35 protein-coding genes, 1 tRNA gene and 8 other RNA genes are annotated in these 24153 nt (G+C 69.7%); 35 read left to right on the top strand and 9 right to left on the bottom strand.

Annotation, left to right across the window (positions count from 1 at the left end):
* Positions 1 to 2: 2 nt before the first annotated feature.
* Positions 3 to 1646: a terminase large subunit domain-containing protein gene (locus ACRYR8_RS03010; RefSeq protein WP_432482584.1), complete on the bottom strand. Its 1644-nt coding sequence runs from the start codon at positions 1644 to 1646 to the stop codon at positions 3 to 5.
* A 26-nt stretch (positions 1647 to 1672) separates the two neighbouring features.
* Between ACRYR8_RS03010 and ACRYR8_RS03005 the strand changes: the two genes are divergently transcribed.
* Positions 1673 to 2278: a hypothetical protein gene (locus ACRYR8_RS03005; protein ID WP_432482583.1), complete on the top strand. Its 606-nt coding sequence runs from the start codon at positions 1673 to 1675 to the stop codon at positions 2276 to 2278.
* Here ACRYR8_RS03005 and ACRYR8_RS03000 read toward each other — a convergent pair.
* The 8 genes from ACRYR8_RS03000 to ACRYR8_RS02965 all read right to left on the bottom strand — a co-directional run bounded on the left by ACRYR8_RS03000 (position 2232) and on the right by ACRYR8_RS02965 (position 8432).
* Positions 2232 to 2660, bottom strand: a complete 429-nt coding sequence (locus tag ACRYR8_RS03000) for a phage terminase small subunit (RefSeq protein WP_432482582.1) — start codon at positions 2658 to 2660, stop codon at positions 2232 to 2234. The genes ACRYR8_RS03005 and ACRYR8_RS03000 overlap by 47 nt on opposite strands.
* A gap of 22 nt (positions 2661 to 2682) precedes the next feature.
* Complete coding sequence (locus tag ACRYR8_RS02995; protein ID WP_432482581.1) at positions 2683 to 3486, bottom strand: hypothetical protein; 804 nt, start codon at positions 3484 to 3486, stop codon at positions 2683 to 2685.
* A gap of 9 nt (positions 3487 to 3495) precedes the next feature.
* Entirely contained in the window at positions 3496 to 4470 is a 975-nt protein-coding gene (locus ACRYR8_RS02990; RefSeq protein WP_432482580.1) for a hypothetical protein, read from the bottom strand.
* Between the two features lie 68 nt (positions 4471 to 4538).
* A tRNA-Tyr gene (locus tag ACRYR8_RS02985) sits at positions 4539 to 4619 on the bottom strand.
* Between the two features lie 46 nt (positions 4620 to 4665).
* Complete coding sequence (locus tag ACRYR8_RS02980) at positions 4666 to 6237, bottom strand: fibronectin type III domain-containing protein (protein WP_432482579.1); 1572 nt, start codon at positions 6235 to 6237, stop codon at positions 4666 to 4668.
* A 43-nt stretch (positions 6238 to 6280) separates the two neighbouring features.
* Entirely contained in the window at positions 6281 to 6580 is a 300-nt protein-coding gene (locus tag ACRYR8_RS02975; RefSeq protein WP_432482578.1) for a hypothetical protein, read from the bottom strand.
* A complete protein-coding gene (locus ACRYR8_RS02970) occupies positions 6580 to 7254 on the bottom strand; it encodes a PIG-L family deacetylase (RefSeq protein ID WP_432482577.1) in 675 nt (224 codons plus the stop codon). Before ACRYR8_RS02970 ends, ACRYR8_RS02975 begins: the two co-directional genes overlap by 1 nt.
* A gap of 11 nt (positions 7255 to 7265) precedes the next feature.
* The gene (locus ACRYR8_RS02965; RefSeq protein ID WP_432482576.1) at positions 7266 to 8432 is read right to left on the bottom strand and encodes a hypothetical protein; all 1167 of its coding nucleotides are present in this window, start codon (positions 8430 to 8432) and stop codon (positions 7266 to 7268) included.
* A gap of 2420 nt (positions 8433 to 10852) precedes the next feature.
* Between ACRYR8_RS02965 and ACRYR8_RS02960 the strand changes: the two genes are divergently transcribed.
* The 34 genes from ACRYR8_RS02960 to ACRYR8_RS02795 all read left to right on the top strand — a co-directional run bounded on the left by ACRYR8_RS02960 (position 10853) and on the right by ACRYR8_RS02795 (position 24085).
* Positions 10853 to 11026 (top strand): hypothetical protein, encoded by a 174-nt coding sequence (locus tag ACRYR8_RS02960; RefSeq protein ID WP_432482575.1) that lies wholly within the window; start codon positions 10853 to 10855, stop codon positions 11024 to 11026.
* Between the two features lie 200 nt (positions 11027 to 11226).
* Positions 11227 to 11289, top strand: an RNA gene (locus ACRYR8_RS02955) — hammerhead ribozyme type II.
* Positions 11290 to 11312: 23 nt separating this feature from the next.
* Positions 11313 to 11726 carry a hypothetical protein gene (locus ACRYR8_RS02950; RefSeq protein WP_432482574.1) on the top strand — a complete coding sequence of 138 codons (414 nt, stop codon included), beginning with the start codon at positions 11313 to 11315 and terminating at the stop codon, positions 11724 to 11726.
* A 108-nt stretch (positions 11727 to 11834) separates the two neighbouring features.
* Positions 11835 to 11902, top strand: an RNA gene (locus tag ACRYR8_RS02945) — hammerhead ribozyme type II.
* Between the two features lie 119 nt (positions 11903 to 12021).
* Positions 12022 to 12088, top strand: an RNA gene (locus ACRYR8_RS02940) — hammerhead ribozyme type II.
* A gap of 22 nt (positions 12089 to 12110) precedes the next feature.
* Positions 12111 to 13421 (top strand): hypothetical protein, encoded by a 1311-nt coding sequence (locus tag ACRYR8_RS02935; protein ID WP_432482573.1) that lies wholly within the window; start codon positions 12111 to 12113, stop codon positions 13419 to 13421.
* An RNA gene (locus ACRYR8_RS02930) (hammerhead ribozyme type II) lies at positions 13422 to 13487 on the top strand.
* A gap of 26 nt (positions 13488 to 13513) precedes the next feature.
* Positions 13514 to 14374 carry a hypothetical protein gene (locus tag ACRYR8_RS02925; RefSeq protein ID WP_432482572.1) on the top strand — a complete coding sequence of 287 codons (861 nt, stop codon included), beginning with the start codon at positions 13514 to 13516 and terminating at the stop codon, positions 14372 to 14374.
* Between the two features lie 5 nt (positions 14375 to 14379).
* Positions 14380 to 14445: hammerhead ribozyme type II (locus ACRYR8_RS02920), an RNA gene on the top strand.
* A 19-nt stretch (positions 14446 to 14464) separates the two neighbouring features.
* Positions 14465 to 14767 (top strand): hypothetical protein, encoded by a 303-nt coding sequence (locus ACRYR8_RS02915; RefSeq protein ID WP_432482571.1) that lies wholly within the window; start codon positions 14465 to 14467, stop codon positions 14765 to 14767.
* Between the two features lie 52 nt (positions 14768 to 14819).
* A complete protein-coding gene (locus tag ACRYR8_RS02910; RefSeq protein ID WP_432482570.1) occupies positions 14820 to 15017 on the top strand; it encodes a hypothetical protein in 198 nt (65 codons plus the stop codon).
* Positions 15014 to 15265: a hypothetical protein gene (locus tag ACRYR8_RS02905; RefSeq protein WP_432482569.1), complete on the top strand. Its 252-nt coding sequence runs from the start codon at positions 15014 to 15016 to the stop codon at positions 15263 to 15265. The genes ACRYR8_RS02910 and ACRYR8_RS02905 overlap by 4 nt, the downstream gene beginning before the upstream one ends.
* A gap of 4 nt (positions 15266 to 15269) precedes the next feature.
* An RNA gene (locus ACRYR8_RS02900) (hammerhead ribozyme type II) lies at positions 15270 to 15332 on the top strand.
* A gap of 21 nt (positions 15333 to 15353) precedes the next feature.
* Positions 15354 to 15896 carry a hypothetical protein gene (locus ACRYR8_RS02895; RefSeq protein ID WP_432482568.1) on the top strand — a complete coding sequence of 181 codons (543 nt, stop codon included), beginning with the start codon at positions 15354 to 15356 and terminating at the stop codon, positions 15894 to 15896.
* Positions 15897 to 15901: 5 nt separating this feature from the next.
* An RNA gene (locus ACRYR8_RS02890) (hammerhead ribozyme type II) lies at positions 15902 to 15962 on the top strand.
* Between the two features lie 15 nt (positions 15963 to 15977).
* The gene (locus ACRYR8_RS02885) at positions 15978 to 16118 is read left to right on the top strand and encodes a hypothetical protein (RefSeq protein WP_432482567.1); all 141 of its coding nucleotides are present in this window, start codon (positions 15978 to 15980) and stop codon (positions 16116 to 16118) included.
* Between the two features lie 4 nt (positions 16119 to 16122).
* Positions 16123 to 16183: hammerhead ribozyme type II (locus tag ACRYR8_RS02880), an RNA gene on the top strand.
* A gap of 16 nt (positions 16184 to 16199) precedes the next feature.
* Positions 16200 to 16322, top strand: a complete 123-nt coding sequence (locus ACRYR8_RS02875) for a hypothetical protein (RefSeq protein WP_432482566.1) — start codon at positions 16200 to 16202, stop codon at positions 16320 to 16322.
* Positions 16322 to 16861, top strand: coding sequence for an antirestriction protein ArdA (locus tag ACRYR8_RS02870; protein ID WP_432482565.1), 540 nt, complete (start codon positions 16322 to 16324; stop codon positions 16859 to 16861). The genes ACRYR8_RS02875 and ACRYR8_RS02870 overlap by 1 nt, the downstream gene beginning before the upstream one ends.
* A gap of 11 nt (positions 16862 to 16872) precedes the next feature.
* Entirely contained in the window at positions 16873 to 17082 is a 210-nt protein-coding gene (locus tag ACRYR8_RS02865) for a hypothetical protein (protein WP_432482564.1), read from the top strand.
* Between the two features lie 243 nt (positions 17083 to 17325).
* Positions 17326 to 17931 (top strand): deoxynucleotide monophosphate kinase family protein, encoded by a 606-nt coding sequence (locus ACRYR8_RS02860; RefSeq protein ID WP_432482563.1) that lies wholly within the window; start codon positions 17326 to 17328, stop codon positions 17929 to 17931.
* Between the two features lie 60 nt (positions 17932 to 17991).
* Positions 17992 to 18495 carry a hypothetical protein gene (locus ACRYR8_RS02855; protein ID WP_432482562.1) on the top strand — a complete coding sequence of 168 codons (504 nt, stop codon included), beginning with the start codon at positions 17992 to 17994 and terminating at the stop codon, positions 18493 to 18495.
* A gap of 89 nt (positions 18496 to 18584) precedes the next feature.
* Positions 18585 to 18722 carry a hypothetical protein gene (locus ACRYR8_RS02850; RefSeq protein WP_432482561.1) on the top strand — a complete coding sequence of 46 codons (138 nt, stop codon included), beginning with the start codon at positions 18585 to 18587 and terminating at the stop codon, positions 18720 to 18722.
* A complete protein-coding gene (locus ACRYR8_RS02845) occupies positions 18719 to 18961 on the top strand; it encodes a glutaredoxin domain-containing protein (protein ID WP_432482624.1) in 243 nt (80 codons plus the stop codon). Before ACRYR8_RS02850 ends, ACRYR8_RS02845 begins: the two co-directional genes overlap by 4 nt.
* Positions 18962 to 18992: 31 nt before the next feature.
* Complete coding sequence (locus ACRYR8_RS02840; protein ID WP_432482560.1) at positions 18993 to 19211, top strand: hypothetical protein; 219 nt, start codon at positions 18993 to 18995, stop codon at positions 19209 to 19211.
* Between the two features lie 94 nt (positions 19212 to 19305).
* The gene (locus ACRYR8_RS02835) at positions 19306 to 19719 is read left to right on the top strand and encodes a hypothetical protein (RefSeq protein ID WP_432482559.1); all 414 of its coding nucleotides are present in this window, start codon (positions 19306 to 19308) and stop codon (positions 19717 to 19719) included.
* A 191-nt stretch (positions 19720 to 19910) separates the two neighbouring features.
* A complete protein-coding gene (locus ACRYR8_RS02830; protein WP_432482558.1) occupies positions 19911 to 20279 on the top strand; it encodes a hypothetical protein in 369 nt (122 codons plus the stop codon).
* Positions 20276 to 21223, top strand: coding sequence for a hypothetical protein (locus ACRYR8_RS02825; RefSeq protein ID WP_432482557.1), 948 nt, complete (start codon positions 20276 to 20278; stop codon positions 21221 to 21223). Before ACRYR8_RS02830 ends, ACRYR8_RS02825 begins: the two co-directional genes overlap by 4 nt.
* A gap of 100 nt (positions 21224 to 21323) precedes the next feature.
* Complete coding sequence (locus ACRYR8_RS02820) at positions 21324 to 21833, top strand: hypothetical protein (RefSeq protein WP_432482556.1); 510 nt, start codon at positions 21324 to 21326, stop codon at positions 21831 to 21833.
* Between the two features lie 40 nt (positions 21834 to 21873).
* Positions 21874 to 22083: a hypothetical protein gene (locus tag ACRYR8_RS02815; protein WP_432482555.1), complete on the top strand. Its 210-nt coding sequence runs from the start codon at positions 21874 to 21876 to the stop codon at positions 22081 to 22083.
* Positions 22083 to 22349 (top strand): hypothetical protein, encoded by a 267-nt coding sequence (locus ACRYR8_RS02810; RefSeq protein WP_432482554.1) that lies wholly within the window; start codon positions 22083 to 22085, stop codon positions 22347 to 22349. Before ACRYR8_RS02815 ends, ACRYR8_RS02810 begins: the two co-directional genes overlap by 1 nt.
* Positions 22350 to 22435: 86 nt before the next feature.
* Positions 22436 to 22870 carry a hypothetical protein gene (locus ACRYR8_RS02805; RefSeq protein ID WP_432482553.1) on the top strand — a complete coding sequence of 145 codons (435 nt, stop codon included), beginning with the start codon at positions 22436 to 22438 and terminating at the stop codon, positions 22868 to 22870.
* Between the two features lie 77 nt (positions 22871 to 22947).
* Positions 22948 to 23751 (top strand): AAA family ATPase, encoded by an 804-nt coding sequence (locus ACRYR8_RS02800; RefSeq protein ID WP_432482552.1) that lies wholly within the window; start codon positions 22948 to 22950, stop codon positions 23749 to 23751.
* 25 nt (positions 23752 to 23776) lie between these two features.
* Positions 23777 to 24085 (top strand): hypothetical protein, encoded by a 309-nt coding sequence (locus ACRYR8_RS02795; RefSeq protein WP_432482551.1) that lies wholly within the window; start codon positions 23777 to 23779, stop codon positions 24083 to 24085.
* Positions 24086 to 24153 lie beyond the last annotated feature (68 nt).

Below are 24153 nucleotides of genomic sequence, written 5' to 3'. Positions count from 1 at the left end.
GGCTAGAGGAAGTAGCCCCGCCCCGTGCGCTTGCGCGTCTTCTTGCCACGGGTCTTCAGGTCGTGCAGCGCCTCGTGCGCCAGCATCAGCGCGGCGTAGGCATCGACCTTGCGGGGGGACTCCCTCGACTCCTTGCCGAAGGAGAGTCCGTAGTTGTTCGAGCGGCGACGCGCGTTCAGCGCGTGCCGACGCAGCGTCAGGTCGCCGTCGTGGTGGACCTTCCGGTCGAACACGGCTTGCATCAGCCGCTCGTGGGCTCGCGTCACCCGCTGGAGGGACTGGCGCATGTCCCAGCCGATGCCGCCGTAGCGGCCCTCGGCCTTGACCGCCAAGCCCTCGCCGTACGTCTCCGCCCACTCGGTGATCCAGGACTCCCACAGCGCGACGTCGGCGTAGAACCCCTTCACGTCGTACAGGCGGAACGCCTCGTGCACGGCGGAGTTCACGCGGTCCTGGTTGACCTGCCAGCCCTCGCCCTGGGGGCCGTCGGGCTTCTCCTCGATGTGCAGCAGGAACGCCGTGGCGTCCGAGACGCGGATCGCCACCAGGGCGGTCGCGTCGTCCGTCTTGCCGCCGTCGAAGCCGAGGGTGATCTCGTCGCCGGGGCGCAGCATGGCGCCGGGCTCGGCGATCGGGTCCCACTGCTCGGGGCCGTAGAGCGCATCCTCCTCGGCGACGATCTGGTTGAGGTACATGCGCCGAGAGCGCGAGGGGGCGATCGTCGTGGACTGGACGGACTGGATGATCGCCCGCACGTTCAGCCACACCGCGTCGCCGCGCACCTTCGGCAGCACGATCTCCAGCGCCTCGGGCGTGAGGGGCGTGAGCGGGTGCGCCTCCAGTGAGTCGTAGAGGAAGCCGATGTCGACGGCCTTGCCCTCCACGATCGCGTTGTAGCTCTCGCGCATCCGCTCGGCCACGCTGTCCTCGCCGGGCAGGTAGGCGTTCGTGATGGCGAGGTAGCGCGAGTTCATCTTCGTCGCGTTACCGTCGATCGTCTCAAACATCTTGTGCCCGTTGTTCCCGCTCACCCAGTGGTGGGTTTCGTTGAGCAGGGTGAACGTCGTCCGCTTGCCCTCCAGGGCGCGGTACGAGGACGTCACGGCTTCGAGCCGGCAGCGGCCACCCTTGGCGCGGATCAGCTCCGCACCGGGCTTGATGTCGTAGGTGTTGATGAGCAGCTCCGTCATCAGCGACGGGATCAGGCTCATCGTGTTCGAGGTCTGCGACTGGTTCACCGCAGTGACCTGAACCCAGGCCGCCGGGTGCGACCGGCCGATGGGGGAGCCGTCCTTCTTCCAGCCGCCGAACCGCGAGGGGCCGACCAGCTCGACCAGGCACAGCACCGCCAGCAGCGGGTCCTTGCCCCAGCCCTTCATGCGCTGAAGCACGCCCGTGCGGTAGGCGAACTGCCCCTGGTCGTCCAGGGCGTACCACCACAGGACGAACCGGAGCTGCTCCATCGTGAACTTCCACGGCCCGCCGCCTTCAGCGGCGAGGTACTTGGTGCACCAGCCGGCGATCTCCCAGCCGAGCGTCTTGGCCGGCAGGTGCCAGCCGTTCTCGTCGCGCTTCCAGGTGGGTCCGATGCAGGTCGGCTCCAAAGCCTCGATGTCCTCGGCCGTCAGCTTCTCGGCAGCGGACATGGGCGGCTCCTGGCAAGGTGGGGGTCGTGCGTGACTGGAGGGCGTGGGCGACCGCCACGGGCGGCGCCGTGGGGGCATTGGTGACCGCCGAGGTGCATGACCCGGAGGGGTCGGCCCTGCGCGCCGTACTGAGCTGGCTGGACGGCTTCGTGCGGACGCCTGGAGCGGCTGGCGTAGCTGCCGTGATCGGCGCCGTAGTCGCCTACCGCACGGCGGTCGACAAGCTGCGCGTGGAGCAGGGACACAACAGCGCGATGGAGCGCAACGCCGCCTTCCAGCGTTGGATGCAGGTATTCGATGCCGCCACCAGGGACGGCGCCACGCCCCCGGCCACCACCGTCGCCGGGCTGTGGTCCAGCGCGGAACCCAGCCAGCACCACCTGCTCGACCCGTTCATGACGGACGAGGTGCGAAGCCTGGTGGCCGCGACGGAGGAGGTCAACGAAGTCGTGCTCGCCACGGAGCCGACGAGCGACGCGAGGCGCGCCGACAGGGAGCAGAGGAAGCTGGAGCGGCGCATCGCCAAGGAGGCGGTAGCGCGTTGGATCGTTGAAGAGGAGGAGAAGGCGATGGGGCTGGGGGGAACTAGCCGGCGACGCCGAGCTGAGCCCGATAGTCCGCAATCGCGGTGACCGACTCGTCGTCCGTCTCGGGCTCGGGGTCGGCCAGTTCGATGCGGACCCGGCGCCGGTCGGCCTCGGTGACCAGCAGGTTCGACAGGGAGGTCATGATGACCTGGAGCATCTGACCCGACCGCTTGCCCGACTTCTTGTAGTGGGATAGGTCGTCCATCAGCGAGAAGGCGATGGCCCAGTCCGACTGCTCGTAGAAGTCCGCTTGACCGGACACCTTCAGCGAGTCCCACATGCGCTTGGCGATGGGGTGCCAGTCGGGGTCGGCGTGCGGCACCCGCGTGGGGCGCGAGACGCCCTTCGTGACGGCCTGCTGGTCGCCGCCCTTGCGGGAGCGGGGGCGAGCGAGGTCCTCCTCGCGGTTCGGCACGGGGCCAGGCATGGCGCTCACCCCTTCCGGGCGGCTAGGAGTTGACGGGGATGGAGATGCCGCCAGCGGTCGTCAGCGACTCGACGGTCAGCGGGACCTCGGTGCCACCGCTCCACAGCGACACCCTCGGGCCAGCCGGTGCCGGTGGGGCGGGCATGTTGGCGGAGTTCAGGGCGATCAGGACGCTGGCGTAGTTCGTCGCCCCGGTCGGGTCCGTCATGGCGGAGACGGGGACCGGGCGGGGCGCGTACAGGCCGCTCGACGTGGCCTGCTCGACCACCAGCAGGGAGCCGATGTTCCGGCCCGAGCGGGCGGTGCTTACCTGCTCGGAGGCTGCGTACGCGGGGATGGCGCGGCCGTAGGCGACGGGCGCGAAGCCGTCGTTCGAGCCCGGGGTTCCGATGAAGCCCACGAGCGTCTGCCCGGCCTGGACCTCCAGCTTCTCGAAGACGGCCGCGCGCGGGTCGTAGCCGCCCGTCCAGCCCTCCAGGTGGGCGCTGCCGGCCACCGACACCGCGTCGTCCAGGTAGGCCGCCACGAACGAGGAGGCCGTCGCCTGCACGGGGTACGTGACCGTCAGCGTGGCGCCCGACAGCTCGGCCGGCGGGTTGAAGTAGGCCAGGACGTGCATCCCGCTGCCGTAGGCGGTGTTGACCACGCCGTCCACCAGCGTCCAGCCGTCGGGGACCGCAGGCACCATCGTGGTGTCGCCAGCAGCCCAGCGCCCGAGCCCGACCAGCAGGACGCCGTTCGGAGCCTCCGTGAAGGTCGGCAGGGTGACATCGACGTCGTAGGTCCAGGTGGGCCACGGGGTCACGGCAGAGGCGAGCAGCGCCAAGGGGACCTCCTACTCCGCAGGGCGGAGGATCACGGTGTTGTCGGGGGTGTCGGCCGGCACCGGGTCGTCCGGGCCGAGCACGAGCAGGGTCGGCATCGCCGCGAGCTGCGCCTTCGTGGCGTAGTCATCGAGGTTGGCCGGCACCAGGGTGACCGGGCGCATCTCGCCCTTGTCGACCTTGCGAGCCAGCATCGAACCGAGCCCGGTGATGGCTGAGATCGGGTGGGAGTCCGGCGCGTCCAGGCCGGTGAGCTGGGCGTGCTCGGTGACGCCGCCACTGGCCTCCAGTTGGGCCAGCCAGTCCTCCTCGGAGCCCCAGAACCCGTGGCGCACCGCGATGTCGTAGGCCGACTCACCGTCGGCGCCATCGGCCCCAGGAGCGCCGTCAGCGCCGTCCTGGCCGTCAGCGCCCGGCTCGCCAGGGGCGCCGTCTGCGCCCTCCAGGGAGGCCAGCCACTCGGCCTCGGTGCCGACGAAGCCGTTGCGCACGGCGATGTCGTAGGCGGACTCGCCCGAGGCCCCGCCGCCCTCCTCCAGAGCGGCGACACGGCGGTCCAGCTCGGCGAAGGCGACGAGCGTGGGGTAGGTGACCGTCTCGTCCGGGGGCGGGGTGGCCGGCGCGACCTTCCACAGGTTCAGGCCGGTCTCGGCCGCCGCGATCGGAACGTTGATCTTGTAGGGCGGGCGGTTGGTGACGTTGCCCTCGAACCGCTCCGTGACCGTGTAGTACCAGCCCTGCTTGTCCACGTCCGGGTCGTCCGTGGCGTACAGGCGCAGCGGGCCGGTGCCGGTGGAGTTGTAGACCTCGCCCTCGATCACCTTGCTGACGATCGGGTTGGCAAGGATGATCGTGCCCGTCGTGTTCGACACCATGTCGGTGATCGACGGCGTGAACGTGATGGTGCCGTTGAGGAGCCCATCGGAGAAGGGGGCGTAGTGCCCCTCGACCGTCACGCGGTTGAAGTCGCCGGGCATCTGAGCCACGGGTGGCCCTCCCTTCGTGGGGCAGTAGAAGACCCGGGCGTGCGCGAAGGCAGGGGCCTGGGTCAGTGTGCGCCGACCAGGAATCGAACCTGGCGTGCCCGAAGGCGACGGATTTACAGTCCGCTGCCACACCTTGTGGCATCCGGCGCTAGGGGGCTCGCGCCCCGCCGCGATGGGCGAGGCGCGAGCCGTCGATCAGGAGCCGAGAACCTCGGCCGGCTCGCGGTGCTTGTACTGCACCGGAGCCCAGCGGTGCTTGCCCTTGCCGCCCTGGGTCGAGTCCCAGTAGATTTCCGTGGGCTGCTCGGTCGAGCCGTACCGCTGCGAGTAGACCGTGACCGGGCCGTTCTCCGCGACGTGCAGCTCGTTCGAGTGGCTGTCCCACAGCAGGTACGCCGAGGTGGGAAGACCCTCGATGTGCACGTTGTCGATGTACGTCTTGACCACCGAGTCCGCGCCGAACTCCTTCTGCTGAAGGAAGAAGCCCTGGTAGTTGGCGACGCCCCAGAGGCGGTTGATCCGCAGCACGGCCGGGCCGTTCCAGACCTGCACCAGGTCGCTGTGGTTCTCCTCGTAGGAGCCGATCGGGTTCACGTCGCGCATGTCGACGCCCTGGATGACGACCTCCACGTTGGTGTCGCCGCGCAGGTCCACGATCACGCCGTCCTTCAGCACCCCGCTGGCGACCAGGCCGTTCACCATGATGGTGCGGCGCGTGGTCGTCGGGGCCGCGAAGGTGCCGTTCCCCATGATCTGAATCATGCGGTTCGACTTGGAGTCGGAGCCCGAGGGGTCGTTGTCCCTCTCGTGGCCCACGACGACGTTGCGCAGAACCACGTTCCGGCCGCCCACGACGGTGATGCCCGAGGTGCCGCCGTCGGCGCCCTTGGTCACCTTGCCGTCGCCGATCACGAGGACGTCCTGGTTCGGGTCGTCCACGCGGAAGTAGCCGGTGTTGCCGCTCGCGTAGAACACCGTCGGGTTGACCAGGGTGGGCTCGGCGATGTTGTAGCCGCTCACCTCGCCCGGGGTGGTCGGGTCGGTCGGGGCGGCGGCCTGCGGAACGACGACCTCAACCTCGTTGGAGCGAGGCGTCTCCTCGCCACCGACGATCGCCGTGACGGAGTAGTAGTACGTGCCGTCCGACAGGTTCGGCGAGGTGCGAGTCGGCTCGGTGACCGTGGCGAGCACGCCGGTCGTGGACGGCTCGTAGATGCGGTACTCGGTGGCCCCGTCCACGGCATCCCAGGTCAGCTTGACCTGCCGCTCGTTGACGACCTCGGCCGTCAGGTTGGCCGGCGCAACGAGGGCCGGCGCGTAGGGCGCGATGGTGGCCGACGCGGTGAGGACCGTGCCGTCCTCCAGCGTCGCCTCCACCGTGAAGGTGTAGGGCTGCTGCGCCAGGTTCTTGAACGTGGCGTAGGTGCGCTCCGAGGCCAGGATGGGCTCGGTGGTCCACGGGCCGGCGCCGAGCTTGTCGTAGCCGTCTCGGGAGAAGGTGGCCGTGGTGACGGTGCCGTTCGTCACGACGTACTCGACCCTCACCGAGTCGCTCGTGTCCTCGACGGGGAGCGCGCTCACCGCGATGGTCGGCTCGGGGGCCGGCTCCTCGGGGGTTTCGGGCTCGGTGGGCGTCTCGGGCTCGGGCTCGGTGGGAGCGAGCGCGTCGGTCATGCGGATGAAGCCCCCAGCGGGCACCTCGACCACGCTGCCATCCGGCAGGGTGAGGGCGGCAGCTTCGAGGGCCTGGAGGACGTATTCAGCCAAGGGGGAGGGGAGCCCTTTCGGTGGGGGGAGGGGGGCTTGCGGCTCATCGCCCTGCGCGCGGCTTGTAGCGCGCCACCAGGGCGAGAAGCACGCCCCCACCGACCACGGCGGCGTCATCCTTGCCGCCGGTCTTCTTGTCGGTGGGGACGAACAGGTGGTAGAGCACCCAGGCGAGAGGCGGAAACACCAGTAGGCGCGGCACCGGGTGTTGGCGCAGTCGCCACCAGTTCGCGCTCAGGGTGTCGCCGGCTCGCTTGTTCCGTACGGCCTCGGCCTCCAGCAGCCCGAAGGCCACCAGAGAGCCGAGGACCCAGGCGTACCAGGCCCGCCTGGAGACAGCCATCAGGCGGGGCCGTGGACCATCGTGCGCGTGTCGGCCATCAGGGCGTCGAAGGACTCCGGGACCGACAGATGGCCGATGCCGTACCGCAGGTCCGCGCGGTTGACGACCCCGTACTCGCGGGCCGCGTTGCGGGTCCGGGTGCCGCCGTAGATGTAGCGGCAGCCGGCCGGGTTCTTGCCCCAGTCGCCGCGCTTCAGGAAGAACTGCACGTCCAGCCAGGGGCGAGCACGCCAGGCGTTCAGCAGGGCCTGACCCAGGTTGCGGTGGTCGGGAGTGGAGTCGTGGTAGGACTGCGCGCGGAACGAGCCCTGCGGGAAACGGTCCACCCACTTGTCCACGATGGCCTGCGCCTGGACCATCGTCAGCCCGCCGTCGTAGCCGCCCTCAGCGAACGCCTGGTGCACGCCGAGCTGGAAGTAGGCGGCGGCCAGCTCCTTGTCCCGGGCGGCCGAGAACGTTTCGTAGGAGAGGCCCGTCTGGCTGCGTGCCGCCGAGGACCGGCCGTCGGTCGCCAGCACGGCGATGACGTGGCGCCCCTCGGTGACAGCCTGCTCGATGCCCGGCCCGAGCGTCAGGGTCTCGTCGTCCTGGTGCGCGTGCAGCCAGATGGTCGGGTTTGGCGTGTCCTGGGGAGACGCGGCCGAGGCGACGGGGATGGTGGGCGTGATCGGCAAGGAGGCTCCGTTCAGGCGGGGTGGGCGGCTTCGAGGTCCGCCGGGGTCCAGGAGTCGCTGTGCGCCGAGCCGTCGGCGCGGTACAGCAGCATCGAGAAGGGCTGGCCGTCGACACGGCGGCAGTCCTCGAAGTGGAGGTTGGGGACCTCGTGGCTCAGGCCGATGTCGTTGTAGCGGTGGTTGCCGCCGAACAGGACCCGCCGGAAGACGATGGGGCCGATGGTCTCGTAGCCCTCGGCCGCGTTCTTCACGTACAGCGTGCAGTTGCCGCCGTCCATGTAGACGTCCTCGAACAGGATCGCCCGCTGGTCGTTCGTCTCGCCGCCCACGATCGCCGCGCTGTTGGCGAAGGTGCCGCTCTTGCGGTTGCCGAGCAGGGTGGAGAAGTCGTCCACCACGCAGTCACCAGCGCCGCCGCCGGTCGACTGCACGCAGTCGTTGTGGTCCTTCTTGTCGTTGTCGGTCAGGTCCACGATGAGGCAGTGGTGGAGCTTGATGCGGTTAGTGAGGCGCGCCCCGTCCACGCAGTTGTGGATGAGGGAGTCGAACAGCTCGATGTTGTTGTAGCCGACCGCGATGCCGCCCTGGCCGCCGAGCCCGTCCAGCTCGACGCGGTAGCCGACGATGCTGCCGCCGTTGACCGTGTGCAGTCGCAGGTTCGAGCCCGACCGCACGAGCGAGTCGGTCAGGGTCACCGTGCAGCCGTCCGCGATGACGCGGCCGTTGATCTGCGTGGCGGCGAGCGAGGTGTCCTCGGTGAAGGTCTGGTCCCCGTCGAGCACCGTGGTGAACTCGGTGCCAATGGTCGGGCCGGTGTCGTGCCAGCCGGCGAAGCCCTCCGGGATGCCGGCCGCGCGGCTGCGCTCCAGGCGGGCCTCGCGCTCCAGGTCGGCCGGCGAGCTGGGCGCCGCGACGCTGAGGTACTTGGTGATGGTCGAGCTGATGCCGCCCTGCGACACCACCCGGATCTTCATGGGGACGGACTCGGTGCCGTCCGGGAGCAGGAAGTTGACCACCCCGCCCCAGCGCCCGGCCCACAGCTCGCTGGTGGGCACCTCCCGCACCGCGTCACCGATGGTCGCGGTGAGCTGCGAGGGCTCGGTGTCCGCGCTGACCAGAGCGTCCACGTTGAGCACGCGGATCGTCGGTCCCTGCTGGGAGGTGTAGGCGTTGGGCACGCAGCTCCTTGGAGGGGAGGGGTGGGGCGAGAGAGGCCCCCGAGCCGCGTCGAGGTGGGAGAGGAGCACCTGGCGCAGCCCGGGGGGCGGGGGAGGGGGCGATGCCCGCGCCTCAACCCCGCAGCCGGCGCTTCCTTGCGCCCTGGCTAGGGGCCGCGAGGCAGGAGCCCGGGGTGGGCTTCCTGGCGCCGGAACTTGCGGTCGTGCCGCCGACGGTTCGCAGCCTTCGCGGCTGCGCCCTCAGCGCCCGACTTCTTCTTGTGATGCCAGTCGCACAGCGAGCGCAGGTTGTCGTCGCTGTGGTCGTCTCCGGGGACGATGTGGTCAACGTCCGTGGCCGGCTCGGTGCATCGTCTTCCCGTATCGGGATCGCGGTGTGTGCACCTGTGGCCGTCACGGATCAAAATGCGCTTTCGCCGCCGGGGCCAATCCGGGGGAAGGCGTGACCGTCTATCGGAGCCAGCCCATTGTGGAATGAGCTTCACCCCGATCCAGCACCTAAGTGAATGGCTTCGCCGACGTCCCGGCCCTGAAGGGCCGGCTGCCATTAGCTGTCGACGCGAAGCCAGCATGAGGCATTGCTGTTAACAGCAATGCAGCTCTCCTTGTTTGCCCCCGACAGGGGGCCAACCGGCAAGCCCGCAAAGCCGCGATGCGCTGACCAAGCGTCCCCTTCGGGGACCAACCGGCTTCCCAGCATCGCAGCTTTACTGTCTTACATCTATATATCGCCACCAGAGGGGCCTTTAAGGGGGGTCTGCTGGCAAGAACTTTGCGCTCATCCCTGCACCACGGAGCGTGACCCGGTGACAGGCCCCTTCGGGGCGCGTCGCGCGTCCCCGCTCCACTCTGCGGCGGCGGGGACTGGGGGCCGGAGGCCCCAGCGGCGGCGGAGAGCCGGCGAGGAGGAGAAGCTCAGCGTTGTGGGGCCTTCGGCCCCGTCCTGGGCCAGCTTTTGGCCCGTTTGCAGGCTCTCCAGACGGCCCCCGGAGGGGGCCTAGGCGACGGCTGACCTGCGAGAACGGTCAGCTCAGCGCCCGGCAGGCCGGCAGTGATCGACCTTGGAACCGTGGCGGGATCTCAGGTGCTACGACATGGCGGTGGGCCTCTCAGGGCTCCGGGGGTCATACCCCCACCCGCACGGCTGGCCCTGCAAGGCGCCCGAGAGCGACGCGACCCCGCCCCCCGGCCCATCACCCCGGCAGCACTGCCGCAACGCTCACAGCGGCCACCACGGGCCGGGGAGCGGCATGTCTGCCCGCGCCTCGCGCACGTAGGCGAGCGCGCGCCCACGCGGGAGCCTTCTCCGCCCCTCGCCGTCGCCCGGCCCGGCCGATTGGACAGGGTGTGAGGGTGTGAGCTAATGTCGTGACCACGCCGAACGGGAGACCGGGAAGCGGGAACGGCCAGCACCACGCACGAACGGCCAGCACGACCGGCCAGCGTGTGATAGTGTGAGGCCACGCCGAACGGGGAACCGGGAGGCATCGCACGACTCTCAACTCCACAGCGGCAACCACTTGCACACTGGCCCACGGGCCGGTACGGTGGGAGCAACGCGAGGCGGTCGATCCGCTCCCCACGGGGGAGGGAATAGAGCCGAGCTGGGAACGGGGCGCGCATCCTTTAACCGCCCCCGGAACGGTCGCCACTGACGCGGATGCTCACACCGACAGCGAGTGAAAGCCGCTGGAGAGTGTGATAGTGTGAGACACACACCGAGCGGAAACGCTCGGGACACGAACTTCAATCGAATAAGGCAGGACGACCCCCGCGAGGGCCTGCCGATCACGCTCGGCCCCGGTGTCTGTGCCGGACGTCGCAGCCCCCGCTCTGGGGGTGTGAGCGTGGTAAGCGGTCACGGGCTCGGACGCTCATCTTGGGACTCACAGGAGGTATCTCCTGCCAGGGGTGCGCGCTACCGGGTACCGGTTCGGCCTTGGTCAAGAGACTCGATCCCTCGCCATGCAGTGCACGGTGGGAGGCTGCTGTCTCGCTGACCCCCGGGATGCCACGGGGGGAGGCGAGTGCGGAAAGCCGTGAGGTGAGGATGCCGTCTCAGCCCCCCGGGTGACCGGGTGCGGTGGTGCTGGTGACAGCGCACCACCCCGGGTCCGCCGGACACCGGCTGGACACGGTGACAGGGGGGCTGAGACGGCAAGCACACTGCAAGACGCTGACCCGAGCCGCCGGAACATGGGCGGGCAGGGGAGGGGTTCGAGCTGGTGGAAGGCCAGCACCGCCCGGTTGCGTGATCGTGACGCACCGCCTTCGGAGGGCGCCGGGCGGACGCCACACGCCATGTGTGATAGTGTGAGCACACGCCGAGAGAGAGGAGGCCGCGAGATGGCCCACCACCGAGTGCCGCCGATGCGGCCCCGACAGACCACGACGTACCGCCCCACGATGAGGAGCCTGTGATGGCCGTCAGCCTGGCGAAGAACGAGCCGATGTTCCCCTGCTGCGCTCAGCGCGCCGTCGCCACGGCAGCCGGTGCCGCCAGCGGCAAGCTGTACGACCTGTGCGGCTACCACGGCCGCAAGGCTGGGCAGATGACCGGCGTCGGCTACCTGAACGGGGTGACCTGGAAGTGAGGCCCCTGCGGACGACGATGGGCTGGCTCGCTGCGAGCGGCCTGCTGGGTGCTGGCGCGGCCTTCCTGGGCTGGGTGTGAAAGTGTGAGCGAGGAGAGCCTGGCGAGGACGTGGGACGTCATCGTGGCGATCTGGGTCCTGTCGCTAGGCCCGGCGCTGCTGGTGGCGCTGGATGAACTCGGCCTGATCGTGCACTGACGAGCCGAAACGCCCTCCGGGGCGTCCGACCGGGTGGCTCCCGGTCGCTGATGAGGCAGCCAACCAACTTCCCTGAGAGGGGACTCCCATGCCCATGCTGATCGCTGACCACGTTGCCGAGGTCGTTGACGCGGCGACGGACCTGATCTTCGAGAACGACGGCTGCACCCTGAGCCTGACCGGCGACGACACCCCGACGCGGGGGTATGCCGTCAGCCTGGCCGGCTTCGAGGAGGTGCACGAGCTGGACGACGAGTTCATCGGGTACCTGGTGTCCCGGTACATCGAGAAGCACCGCGAGGAGCTGTCCGGCCTGAACCGGTACTTCGGCGCCTGGATCGACGGGAGCCGACTGGTGCTCGACGTCAGCGTGATCGTCCGCGACTTCTCCGATGCCGTGGCCCTGGCCTACCAGCACGGGCAGCAGGCGATCTACAACCTGGCGCGTGGCGAGGAGATCCGCATGGACGACCTGTACGGCCGGACGGCGGTGGCCGCGTGAACGAGCTGGAACTCACGGCGCGTGGCCGGTTCGTCCTGGAACTCCTGACGCTCGCATGGTTCCTGGCATGCATGGTCGCCCTGTTGGTGACCGTGGTGTGACTGTGTAAGCCGAAACCCCTTGCGGTGCAGGGGGTCCGGCCGGGTGGCTCCCGGTCGCTGATGAGGCAGCCACAACGAGAGGGGCGATTCCAATGCGTATGGACAAGTTCGAGCGCAAGGCGGCAGGGGCGGAGCGGCGTCGGCGGGCGCAGGTGCGGGCCTTCAAGCGAGGCCAGGTGATGCACCTCTGATCGCGCCGAAACCCCGCCCTGCGGGGTCGAGTACGGGTGGCTCCCGTGCTCCTGATGATGGCAAGCCACGAAACTAGGGGAGGCACCACTACATGACGACTGCGACCGAGAACCTGACCCGCCCGCTGCCCGCCGGAACCCGCGTGACCGTTCACCGGGCCGACGGGGTGCCGGACCTGACCGGCGTGACCGGCGCGGCCCTGGCTGAACAGCCGCAGGCCGGGCGCCTCCGCTTCGAGGTGATCGACCCGACGCACCACCGCCACGGCTCCAAGTGGTACGCCGACCAGTGGAAGGCGCAGACCGAGCCCGCGTCGGCTTACGAGCCGGGCGACAAGGTGCGCGTGCTGTTCGACGGGGAGGACGCCGCCTACCTCGGCCTGGGCGCGGGCGGCACGATGCGCCTCGAAGACTACCGACAGCACGTCGGCGCCATCGTGGAGGTCAGGGAGCGGGCGAGCGATCACGCCCTGGAAGTGCGGGTGCCCGAGGGCACGGTCGACTGGCGGGGCACGTTCTACGTCGGCGAGGGCCAGGTGCAGCGCGTGACGCCGAAGGCCGAGGCGCCCGAGCCGCTGGGCGTGGGCGACCGCGTGAAGCTGATCGGCCCGCACACCGCCAACGGCGGCAGCGTCTACACCGCAGAGGCCGACCTGGGCGCGACCGGCGTGCTGGTCGACGCCCCGGGGGCCAGCATGCACGGCGATGCGCGGGTGAGGTGGGACCACCGCCCGCACCGGACCTCGCTGGCCCACCCGAGCTGCCTGGAGCGCATCACCGACGAGCCCGCCGAGGCGCCCGCCGAGAAGCGCGAGCCGCAGGTGGAGGACCGGGTGCGCGTGATCGTGGACAGCCCCACCTACGGCTCCCGCGCGAGCTACCGGGTGGACAGCATCAAGCGCGGCGACGAGGGCAGGGTGACCGGCGCCCGCGACGGGGACGGCGACCTGCGGGTGGTGTTCGACGGTCCGGACGGTGGCCGCTTGCGCTACATCAACGCCGACCAGGTGGAGCTGGTGACGGGGGAGGAGTCTGCCCCGACGCCGGCCGAGGGTGGCGACGCGGTGGTGGCTGCCGCCCTGGCGCGGGCCGAAGCTGCCGAGGCCGAGCTGGAGGAGTTCCGCCAGAAGGTTCGCACGGCGGTGATCTCCGAGGCTCGCCGCCAGGGGTGGCAGCGCGACATCGAGATGTGGCTGGGGGAGTTGGGCCTGCCCTCCGCCCTGCCGGACGGCTTCCCGACCACCGAGGGGTCGATCGTCACCCTGAACGACGACCGCGTGGCACGCCTCGACTCGGACGGCGACTGGGTGGTGCGCCGCGCCGACGGAACCGGGTACGCCGACTACGCGAACAGCTACGACGTGGCAGCGAAGCTGCGCGCCGTGATCTACACCGCCAGCTAGTGCCGAAACCCCCTCCGGGGGGTCGGGTAGGGGTGGCTCCCCTGCTCCTGATGATGGCAAGCCACCCCCTGACGCGAGGAGAGAACTCCACCATGACTGCGACCATCGACACCGCCACCGCTGCTCCGGTCACCACCGTCGAGCGCGGCAAGAAGTACCGCGTGATCGGCGACACCAGCTTCCACGGGTTCGCCACCGGCACCATCGTGACCGGCCTGGAGGCGAACGGCGGCGGCCTGTTCCTGGCGACCTCCCGCGACGACTGGGAGGGCCTCACTGCCGCAGACCACAGCGTCATGGGAGGGGTGGCCTACGTCCGGCCCCGCGACCTGGAACTGGTGGTCGAGGACGCCCCCGCGCCTCGCCGCGACGTCCCCGCGACCGAGCTGGTGCCGGGGAAGAAGTACCGCGTGATCGGTGACCGCAGCTACCACCGCTTCGAGAACGGAACCGTGCTGACCGCCACGAACGTCGAGCACGGCTTCGCCGGGGGCAAGCGCCTGCTGACCACCCGCGCCGACTGGCAGGCGGTGACCCGCGACGACCATCGGGGCGGCGAGACGATGTGGGTGTTCCCCGGTGACGTGACCGAGGAGGCCCCCTCGCTTGCCTCCCTGGAGGCCCGGCGCCGCCTGGCCGAGTCGAAGCTGGCCGAGTTCAAGGAGCAGATCCGCGAACGGGTCGGGCACTACGCCGAGGACCGCGACTGGTGCGGCCGGGCCGACGAGTGGCTGGAGGAGCTGGGCCTGGAGGCGCTGAACCGCAAGAAGTCCTACACGGTCGAGGTGGCGGTGACTGCCTACGTCACGGTGGAGATCGAGGAGGCCACGGACGAGGAGGACGCCCGCCAGCAGGCTTACGACGAGCTGGTCGGATCGGTGGACTTCGGTCGCACCAAGTACCTGAGCGTCCACCCGGACTACGAGATCACCGACGTGGAGGAGAACGACTGACGCACTGCCGAAACCCCCGCGAGGGGGTCGGGTGACGGGTGGCCCCCGCGCCCCTGATGAGGCAAGCCAACGACGTGACGGAGGTTCCTGATGGGTGCGATGGCGGAGCTGGAGATGCGGCGGCGCGAGGTGGCGGTCCTGGGCGCCGTCGAGGAGTTGGCCGACGTGTTCGCCGACATGGTGGCCCTGCACGTCGGCGAGAAGCTGACCTGCCACGAGGCGAACGCGCTGGCCCGGGTGTTCAAGGAGGCCGGGCGCCCCGAGGTGGCCGCGCAGTGGATCTCCGGGCACGCCCTGGGCGACGAGGACCCGGACGTGGTGGAGACGGCGGACGAGCACGCCCACCTGGCGGACGAGGACGCCGCCCTGAACTACGTGAGGGACGAGCTGTGATCCCCGACTGGGATGAACTGCTGGACCTGCTGGACGAACTGGAGGGGGGGCGATGACGAGGGCGGAACTGGCCGAGAAGGTGCGCGAGGTCGGGGAGCGCGAGGCGAGGCGCGTCGAGGCGCACAAGAGGCTGGCCGACAGCCTGGAGTTCGACGCCTGGGACGCCCGAGTGGACCTCTACATGGCCTCGGGCGATGACCTGAGCGCGCTGCTGGAGATCGTCACTGACTACCTGGAGGAGGAGCGATGACAGAGGCCGTGGCCCCCGCGTCGAGGGGCGAGCTGGACGAGGACGTGCACGCGCTGATCGAGGCCCTGCGCAAGCGGGCCGAGCGCATGGACGAGCGCAAGGAGGCGGACCTGGAGTCCGAGGATCGCTGCGCCTGCGAGGAGTGCGCCTACGAGGAGAGCGAGCGGGACGGGTACGCCGCTGCACTGCGGGACGTGGCTTCCGAGCTGGAGGCGGTGCTCGGGTGGCACACGTCGAGCGGTGACTGACGCAAGCCGAAACGCCCGGGAGGGCGTCGGGTCGGGTGGCTCCCGGCCCCTGATGAGGCAGCCGCGAGGAGAGGAGCACGACATGGGCATGAGCAGGGCGAGAGGGGTTGCGGTGCTGATCGGCGCACCGATGGCAGTGGTGGCCGGGGCAATGGCCTTGGTGGCGCAGCCGCAGGACGTGGACAGGGCGCACCGCGAGGTGGTGGAGCAGCGCCTCCAGGAGTCGGCCGGCGACCAGCCGGGGGCGCTGGTGAGCCCCTACGCCGGGGCCACGGTCACGCCGGACATCGTGTCGGTGAGCACTGAGGTGCCCGCCGAGCCGGCCCCCGTGGTGACGGCCAGCGAGACGCCCGAGCCGACCGCGACCGAGGCCCCGACGCAAACCCCGGCGCCCGTGGTGACGCGCGGCACCCGCGACGTGGCTGACCCGCCCGTGGTGGTGACCGAACCGACGCCCACCGCAACGCCCGAGCCCGAGGTCATCATGGAGGACGACCCTCGCTGGGACTGCCGGACGATGGGGAACCTGATCTGTGGGGCCAACGTCTACGCCGCCAACGGTGAGGTCGTGGTCTACCTCATCACCTTCGAGAACGGCCAGCCGGTCGCCGTCGAACCGCGCGGCTGGTAGTCGCAAGCCGAAACCCCTGCGGGGGTCGGCCGGGGTGGCTCCCTGGTCCTGACGAGGCAGCCGAGAGCAGAGGGGGAACTCATGGAGCACGGGGAGGGCGAATCGCAGGAGGCGCAGCAGGAGGCGCAGCGGCGCCACGAGCAGGAGCAGGCGCGCAGGGAGAAGCGGCGACCGCCGAGGCCCCTGACCCAGGAGGACGTCGACCGGATTTGGCGTGACTAGGCCGAGCCGAAACCCCTGCGGGGGTCGGCCGGGGTGGCTCCCCGGTCCTGATGAGGCAGCCGACAGAGAGGAGCGGGGGGGATGGACGCGATGACGAAACAGGGGCGGCTGGCACGCCTGCTCCTCCAGGTGCAGTTGCTCGCCGCAGGGACGGTGATCCTGCTGCTGACGCCGCGCGACGACATGGACGGGGGGCGATGGTGATGAGCGAGCCGAGAGTCTGGATCGGCTGCCTGGCCTGCTACAACGAGGGCCGCCTGGTCGGCCAGTGGTACGCGGCTGAGGGCGCCGCGAGCGTGACGATCCAGGACGTGCACAGCACATTTCCCCGCCCGCTCCCGGCCGAGCACGAGGAGCTGTGGTGCATGGACGGCGACGACTTCGACGGCCTGATGGAGGGGGAATGCTCGCCGGCCCACGCGCAGAAGATGGCCGAGGCGCACCGATACCTCGCTGAGGAGCGACGCCTCGACGTCCGCCTGGTGGTGCAGTACGCCCAGCACGTCGGGCTGAGCCTGCTGGACGACGACCTGGCGGACCAGTTCGAGGAGCACTGGCGCGGCGAGCACGACAGCCTGACCGGGTACGCCGAGGACTTCCTGGAGGACACCGGCCTGCTGGCCCAGGTGCCCGAGGGGCTGCGCTACTACATCGACTTCGAGAAGTACGCCCGAGACATGGAACTGGGCGGTGACGTCTGGACCATCGAGGCCGGCGGCGCCGTGCACGTCTTCACGAACTGAGAGGAGGGGGCATGCCCGCCATCAAGACGGACGCCCGCACGGAGAACTGGGTGGTGGCCTTCTCGCACGGCGGCGAGGTGCAGCACGCACGGGTCGCCGTGATCGAGGGCTACACCACGCTGGCCGACGTTCCGAAGATCATCGCCATCCCGCGAGGGGTGGACCCCGAGGACATCCAACTGCACGCCCTGGCGCTGGAGAGCGTCGACAACGACCGCTGACGAGAGGACTCGCTGACTACATGGACACCCTGGAGCTGGACTTCGACATGCTCGACGCCGAGCTGGAGGTCGAGCGGTTCATCGCCGACATGGAGCTGGAGCTGGAGGTGAAGCGCCTCACGCGGGACCTGGTGTGAGCAAGGGAGTCAACTGGTCGGGCTGGTGCCTGCCAGGGATGGACTGTTCGGGGTGCCGGTACGCCCCGTGCGAGCACGAGTGCCACAAGCCGAAGGAGGAGGGCGAGTGACGGCCCTGGTGGGGTTCAGCGGGTACGCCCGCAGCGGCAAGAACACGGCGGCCGAGGCGCTGGTGTCTCAGGGGTACAGGCTGGCGGCCTACGCCGACAAGCTGCGCGAGGCCGCGCTGACCCTGAATCCGGTGGTCGGGGCGGAGACGCAGTACATCCGGGAGATGCGCGACTGCCACGAGGACTACGAGTGGGAGGAGGAGGTGCGCCTGGCCGAGGTCGTGGCGGCGAACGGCTGGGAGGGGGCCAAGGAGGAGTACCCCGAGGTGCGGCGCATCCTCCAGCGGCTCGGCACGGACGTCGGGCGCCGGCTGTTCGGCGAGAACGTGTGGGTCGACGCCCTGATGGGTGACCTGCCCGGCGACAGGGTGGCGATCACCGACGTGCGCTTCCCGAACGAGGCGGACGCCATCCGGGAGCGCGACGGCCTGGTGATCCGGGTGAACCGCCCCGGCGTCGGGCCGGCCGTGAGCGAGGACGGCGGGGTGCACGAAAGCGAGACGGCCCTCGACGGGTACGACTTCGACCTGGTGGTGGACAACGTGGGCTCCACCACCATGCTCCAGCAGGTCGTCCGCGACCTGGTTGTGGGGTGTCTGTGACTGTGTTAGCGTGCGAGTGTGAGCAGGGCGATGGAAAGGGGAACTGACGAGATGGGGACCATGACGTTCGAGAGCCTGGTGGACACGATCAACGACGCGATCCGTGAGCTGGCCCAGGGGTTGACCCAGGAGGGCGACCGCGTGGTGGTGCGCCGAGCACTGACCTCGCCCCTGACGGAGGGGCTGGCCGGGGAGGTGGTCCGCACGGGCGGCACGGTGAGGTTCTACGGCGAGGTGCACCCCTACACGGTGCGTCTGGACACCGGGGCCTACGTCTACGCCGCCGAGGTGGAGCCGGAGGCGCTGCCCGACGAGGCCCCCGCGCCCCGGTTCGAGGTGGGGGCCTACGTGGGTGACGGGGGGGCGCTGGAGTCCCTGCCGGTCGGCACCCTGATCCGCCTGCTGCGGGAGCGGTCGACGGGGACGCCCGACCCGCACGACCTGCGCCTGAAGACGGGACTCAACAAGTGGGTGAGCGCCCGCACTGGGACCGTGGCCGGCTTCACCCGCGAGGCGGTCGACATCCACGGCGCACTGGTCGAGTACCTGCCGCCCACCGCCTGACGCCAGGCAGCCCGCCCTCTCAGGAGAGCAGCCCGTTCGAGCCGGGCGCGCGGCACGCAAGCATCCCCGACGCTCTGGAGAGGAGCACGTTGAGCATCGCCGACATCGACGCCGAGCTGTCCACCCTGGTGCAGCGCAAGCACCGCACCACGCTGCGGGCGGCGCGCGAGGACATCGAGGGCCGGATCGCTGAGCTGATCGACCGACGCCTGGAGGTGGCCGCCTGAACGTCACCGTCTACAGTCAGCCCGCTTGCCAGCCCTGTCGCGCCACCAAGCGACTGCTAGAGGCCGAGGGCATCCCGTTCGTTGAGGTGGACACGTCCACCGACCCGGACGTGGCGGCGGCGCTGATCGCCCTGGGGCACACGACGAGCCCCGTGGTCACAGTCACCGACGGCGAGTCGGTGCAGGACCAGAGGTGGGAGGGGTTCCGCCCCGACCGCATCCGCGCACTGAAGGCATGAGGAGGACGTTCGAGTGGCAATGGTGAGCCGAGTGGGCGCAGGCACCGCAACACTGGAGGGCCGCGTGCTGCTGGACCTGAGCGACACCGAGGCGTCGGCGGTCTTCGAGCTGCTGCACCGCGTGCAGGGCAGCGCGGGTGGGCCGCGCGGGGCGCTCGACCGAGTGCGCCGCAGCCTGGCCGGCGCCGGCATCGCCCGCCCGCCCGTGGTGACCGTCGGGTCGGTGACGATGCACCCCGTGGAGGTCTGACCTGGCGATCAGTCCGACGAAGAAGCAGATCAAGGCGCTGGCCGAGGTCCTGGACGGGGAGTACGAGTCCGTCGAGGACGCCGCCGCCGCCGCGATGACGAAGGCGTGGGAGCTGTACGAGGAGCGCGGCCAGTACACGGTGGTGGGGCAGATGTACTACTCGCCCGAGCACCGCTGGCTGGACCCGGCCGACGCGCAGGCGGCGAAGGTGGCCCTCGGCCGCTACGCCACCGAGGGGCAGGCCCGCAAGGATGCCGAGTCCCTGGTGATCGGGGGCGCCACGGGGGAGGAGTTCCGCACCTGGGTGCTGCCCGTCTGGAACGGCACGCCGGCCACGTACTTCGCCCACCGCCTCCAGGAGCGCAAGCGCCAGGCCATGAAGGCGAACGGCCCGGCCGAGGAGGCCGAGCTGGAGCGGCGCATCCAGTGGTTCAAGGACCACCCGGATGCGCTGCACTACCGCCCGGATGGCCCCGCTCGGTGTGACTGTGATTCTTACACAGCGTAAGCACATCTTGCGGATGTGTTGCATTGGATCGATCCGGATTCAGGTTGCACACTCTCGGTAGTTGTGCGTTGTAGCCTAAATGGCCGAGCAGCGACCTCCCCTCGGCGCTGGGTGCGCCATCATCCTCACGCCCGAGGGGAGGTCACATGGGCAAGCACACTTTCAAGGCAATGGCAAGTGGGGGGTAGCTCGTGTTTGACGGTGACCGGCTGGCGCTTGGGGTCCGGGATCTGCGTCGGCTGCTGGGGCAGTGCACCCCGCCGAAGTGGATCGACGCCAGCCACCTCGGTCTCCGAATCCGCCTGGACGTCGACCGCTCCGAGTTCTGGATGGAGGCCCACTGGGACGCCCAGCACGCGCTGATCGTCCTGGCGCTGGACATGCTGCTCGCGTGGGGCTATGAGCTGTTATCCCAGGAGGAGGACGGCGGGACCCTGACGGAGGACGCCTGGGTCCGCATCCACCTCACGCCCATCATCCCCACCTGCAACTACGCCCACTGCGAGGCCGAGCACACCGCAGCAGACCATGTTCCCGACGACCCGATGGAGGTGTCTTGACGACCCTGCTCAGACCGAGCGGCATGACCCCGGCGCAGGCCGAGGTGCAGTCGCAGGTGCTGGAGATCCCCCGCAGCAACGGCCGGCCGCTGGTGGTGCCCAAGGAGGGGGGCAAGCCCACAGCACTCACCCGCGTGACCACCTTCGTTGACGCGCTGGAGGACAAGAGCAGCCTGGCGAAGTGGTACAAGCGCATGGTCATGGTGGGGGCGGCCAAGGAGCCGCGCCTGTTGAACCGGGTGATGGAGCTGCTCGGCGACCTGACGGGCAACCGCGACGAGCTGAATGCCCTGGCGGAGCGGCTCATGCAGATCAGCGGCGCGAACGACAAGCGCGAGGACGGCACGCGCCTGCACCTGCTCAGCGAGTACATCGACCGAGGCGAGGCGCTGCCGGCCGACATCACCGAGCAGGACCGGGCCGACATGCTGGCCTACCAGATGGCGACGATCGACTTCGACGTCCTGGCGGTCGAGCAGTCCTGCGTGAACGCGGAGCTGTCCACCCAGGGCACCACCGACCGCATCCTGTGGTATGGCGGGCTCGACCCGGACGGGGAGCCTGCGGGCAACCTCATCGGCGACCTGAAGACGGGGACCGTGGACTACGGCGCCCTGAAGATGGCGATGCAGCTCGCCGTCTACTCGCGCAGCGAGAAGTACGACTGGCGCATGTTCCCGGTGGACACTTCCGACAAGAGGGAGTTCGCGGCCTGGAAGAAGCGCGAGGTGCCGGCCGAGGAGGCGGCCAAGGCGTACTCGCCGCTGCCGCCGGTCAACCAGAACTGGGGCGTCATCATCAACCTGCCCGCTGGCTCGGGGGAGTGCACCGTCTACTGGGTGGACCTGAAGATCGGCTACGAGAGCGCGCAGCTCGCCCAGCGGGTGCGCGTGGCCCGCAACCTCGGGCGTCGGGCTCTGCGCCCCTTCGCCCTGGCTGCTTGACCGGAGTGTGTAAGTGTGATAGACTACGCCCGGCGTGGTCAGAGAGACTGGAGGAACACACAGAATGACGGCTGAGGCGTGGAGCGGACCCGAGCGGGGCGTGAGCGTGACAGTGAAGTACGGCAAGGGGTACGACGACTCGTGGGCGGTCTTCAAGGGCTCCCCGGAGGCCGTCCGGGAGGACATCGTGTCCTACTTCGGGATGGACCGTGAGAGTGTAAGCGAGCTGACGCTCCACGAGATCACCCTGGAGGCGACGCGCACCGCCCACGCTGGCGGCACCGCGCAGCGGGTGCTCGGCGGCCGGGTGCTCCCGCCGTCCACCCCGGACCCGCGCAGCAGCGCCCCGGCGGCCAAGCCCAGCGGCGACCCGTGGGCTGGCGTGGGTGGCGGCCAGGGCGCTGCGCCTGCGGCGCCTGCGGCACCTGCGGCGCCGGCTGCGGACGAGCCGAGCCCCAAGGAGGCGATGCTCGCCCTGATCGAGCAGCAGGAGTCGGTGGATGCACTGAAGCGCCTGTACGCCGAGCAGCAGGGCACCGGCATCTTCGGGGACGACGAGATCATGGCCGCCTGGAAGGCGAGGGGGCGCACGCTGAAGGCGGCCGGCTGAGCGCATGACCCAGTGTGACAGTGTAAGCGAGAGGGAGGGCATGACGAAGACCACCTACCGGGTGCACCTGACGAACGCCGTCTCGACGGTGATCGAGGTCGAGGCATACGACGAGGAGCAGGCGCGGGACCTGGCGTTCAACTCCGACCGCTCGCTGAGCCTGATGTTCCTGGACCACCACTACCCCGACGAGGGGGACTGGGAGGTCGCCGAGGTCGAGGCGATCGGCGTGGGGGAGGACGAGGGCTGATGCTCGGACTCCTGGAGCGCCGGCCCGACCTGCCGCCCTCCTTCGAGGAGCAGTTCAACGCCGCCGCCGCCACCGCAGAGGCCGCAGAGCGCGCCTGCGCCGCCGCCTTGGCCGACCTGGACCTGTCCACCGAGCAGATGTTCTCGATCCGCATGGCGGTGCAGCGCGACATCGAGCGCCTGGACGAGCTGGAGAGGGCCACCAGCGAGGCGTTCATCGACTACCAGGAGCGGGCCAGCAAGATGCGCGCCGCTCTCGGACTGTAGCGCCTGGGCCTCGCCCGGCGTACCTAGTACCGGAACCAGCCACCACGGCTACAACCACACCCCTGACTGAACGGAGCTTCATCTTCATGTTCGCCAAGGCCAGCGACTTCACCGGCGGCGCGTTCTTCAAGCCGGCCGACCACATGAACGACCTCGCCCTGCTGATCGAGCCCAAGCGTATCGAGAAGGGCGTGCCGAACACCTACCAGGGCCAGACCCGCATCCGCGACGAGGTGTACGCCGACATCGCGGTGTTCGCCACCTCCGAGTCGCTCGACAAGGGCGAGCCGACCGAGACGCTGAAGAACGCCAAGGTCGTCCACGGGATGCTCACCTCCACGCTGGAGCAGGCGATGGGGCAGGCGATGGTCAGCATCGTCCGCAAGATCCCCACCAAGGGCGGCAGCGGCTACGTCTTCCGCGACACCGACGCCAGCACCGAGGCCAAGGTCGCCGACTACTACACCAAGCGCGAGGCCGCGATCGGCGAGGCGATGGAGAGCGTGCCGGACTTCGACTGAGTGAACCGGGGGCGGGCGGAACCTCGTGGAACCGCCCGCCCCCTCACCCCCGGCCCACCAAGCGAGAGGAGAACACAGTGCTGACGCCGGGACGTTCACTGGCACTGCACGCAGAGAGCGGACGGGAACTCCCGCGCGTCGAGGCGTTCAGCGGCCTGTACGCACGAGGCGTTCGGCCCCGCCACGGCGAGGTCATCATGGTGGCCGGCCGGTCGGGCACGCAGAAGTCGGGCTTCGCCCTGTTCTGGGCGGCGCAGATGAACCTGCCCACCCTGTACTTCTCGGCCGACATGAGCGCGTTCACCGCCTCCAGTCGCCTCGCGTCCATGTTCACGGGCGAAACGACGGAGCAGGTCGAGGCCGGCATGGCGAGCGGGGATCGTGACCGCTACCTGGAGGCCCTGGCCGACAGCAAGCTGACCTTCGCCTTCGGGTCGCTGTCGTGGGAGCGCGTTGACGAGGAGATGGCTGCCTACGTCGAGCTGCACAACGCCTACCCCGAGGTGATCGTCTTCGACAACCTCATGGACTTCGAGGGCGCCGAGTCCGACTACACCGAGCAGATGGCCGTGATGCAGGGGGCCACTGACCTGTCGCGGTACACCGGAGCGACGGTCATCATCCTCCACCACGCCAGCGACAAGAGCTGGGACGCCAGGACCGACCCGTGGTCGCCACCCTCGCGCGACCAGGTGAAGGGCGGCCTGTCGGAGAAGCCCGAGCTGTCCCTGAGCGTGGCGCTGGACCCGCACACGCTGGAGTACCGCGTCGCCTGCATCAAGCAGCGCATGGGGCCGTCCGACCCGACGGCGAACACCTACGCCCTCATGTACTGCCAGCCCGACAAGACCAGGTTTTCGGCCACGCGGCCGACGTCCTGACCCCCGACGAGTAAGGAGCTTCTGAGTGAGCAGCGGCATCATCGAGCTGGACTTCGAGACGGTCGAGTACGACGAGACGGTCCAGATCGCCGAGTGGGCCTACCGCAACGCCGAGACGCGCGCAGCGGCCTTGCAGTACCTGGAGGGCCAGGTTCACCGCAAGCTGGGGTTCCGGCCCGAGCTGGAGATCCGCATGTCGATCGTCCGCGACGACGAGGGCATCATCGTGGCCCGCCAGTTCAGCGCCAAGGGTTCGGTGCGACGCCCGAAGGCGCACGGCGAGTGGCTGGACTACCTCCTCAGCAGGGCGCGCGTCCAGGGCGTGATCCTCTGAGCCGCGTCGAGCCCGGCCAGGTCTGGGAGGACGCCCTGCCGGGGCGCGAGGGCCTGACGGTCCAGATC

The sequence above is a fragment of the Kineococcus esterisolvens genome, from assembly GCF_050871405.1.
In the GTDB taxonomy this organism is placed as follows: domain Bacteria; phylum Actinomycetota; class Actinomycetes; order Actinomycetales; family Kineococcaceae; genus Kineococcus.
The sequence above is the reverse complement of the archived record's forward strand: the minus strand, read 5'-3'. Positions and strand labels throughout refer to the sequence as shown.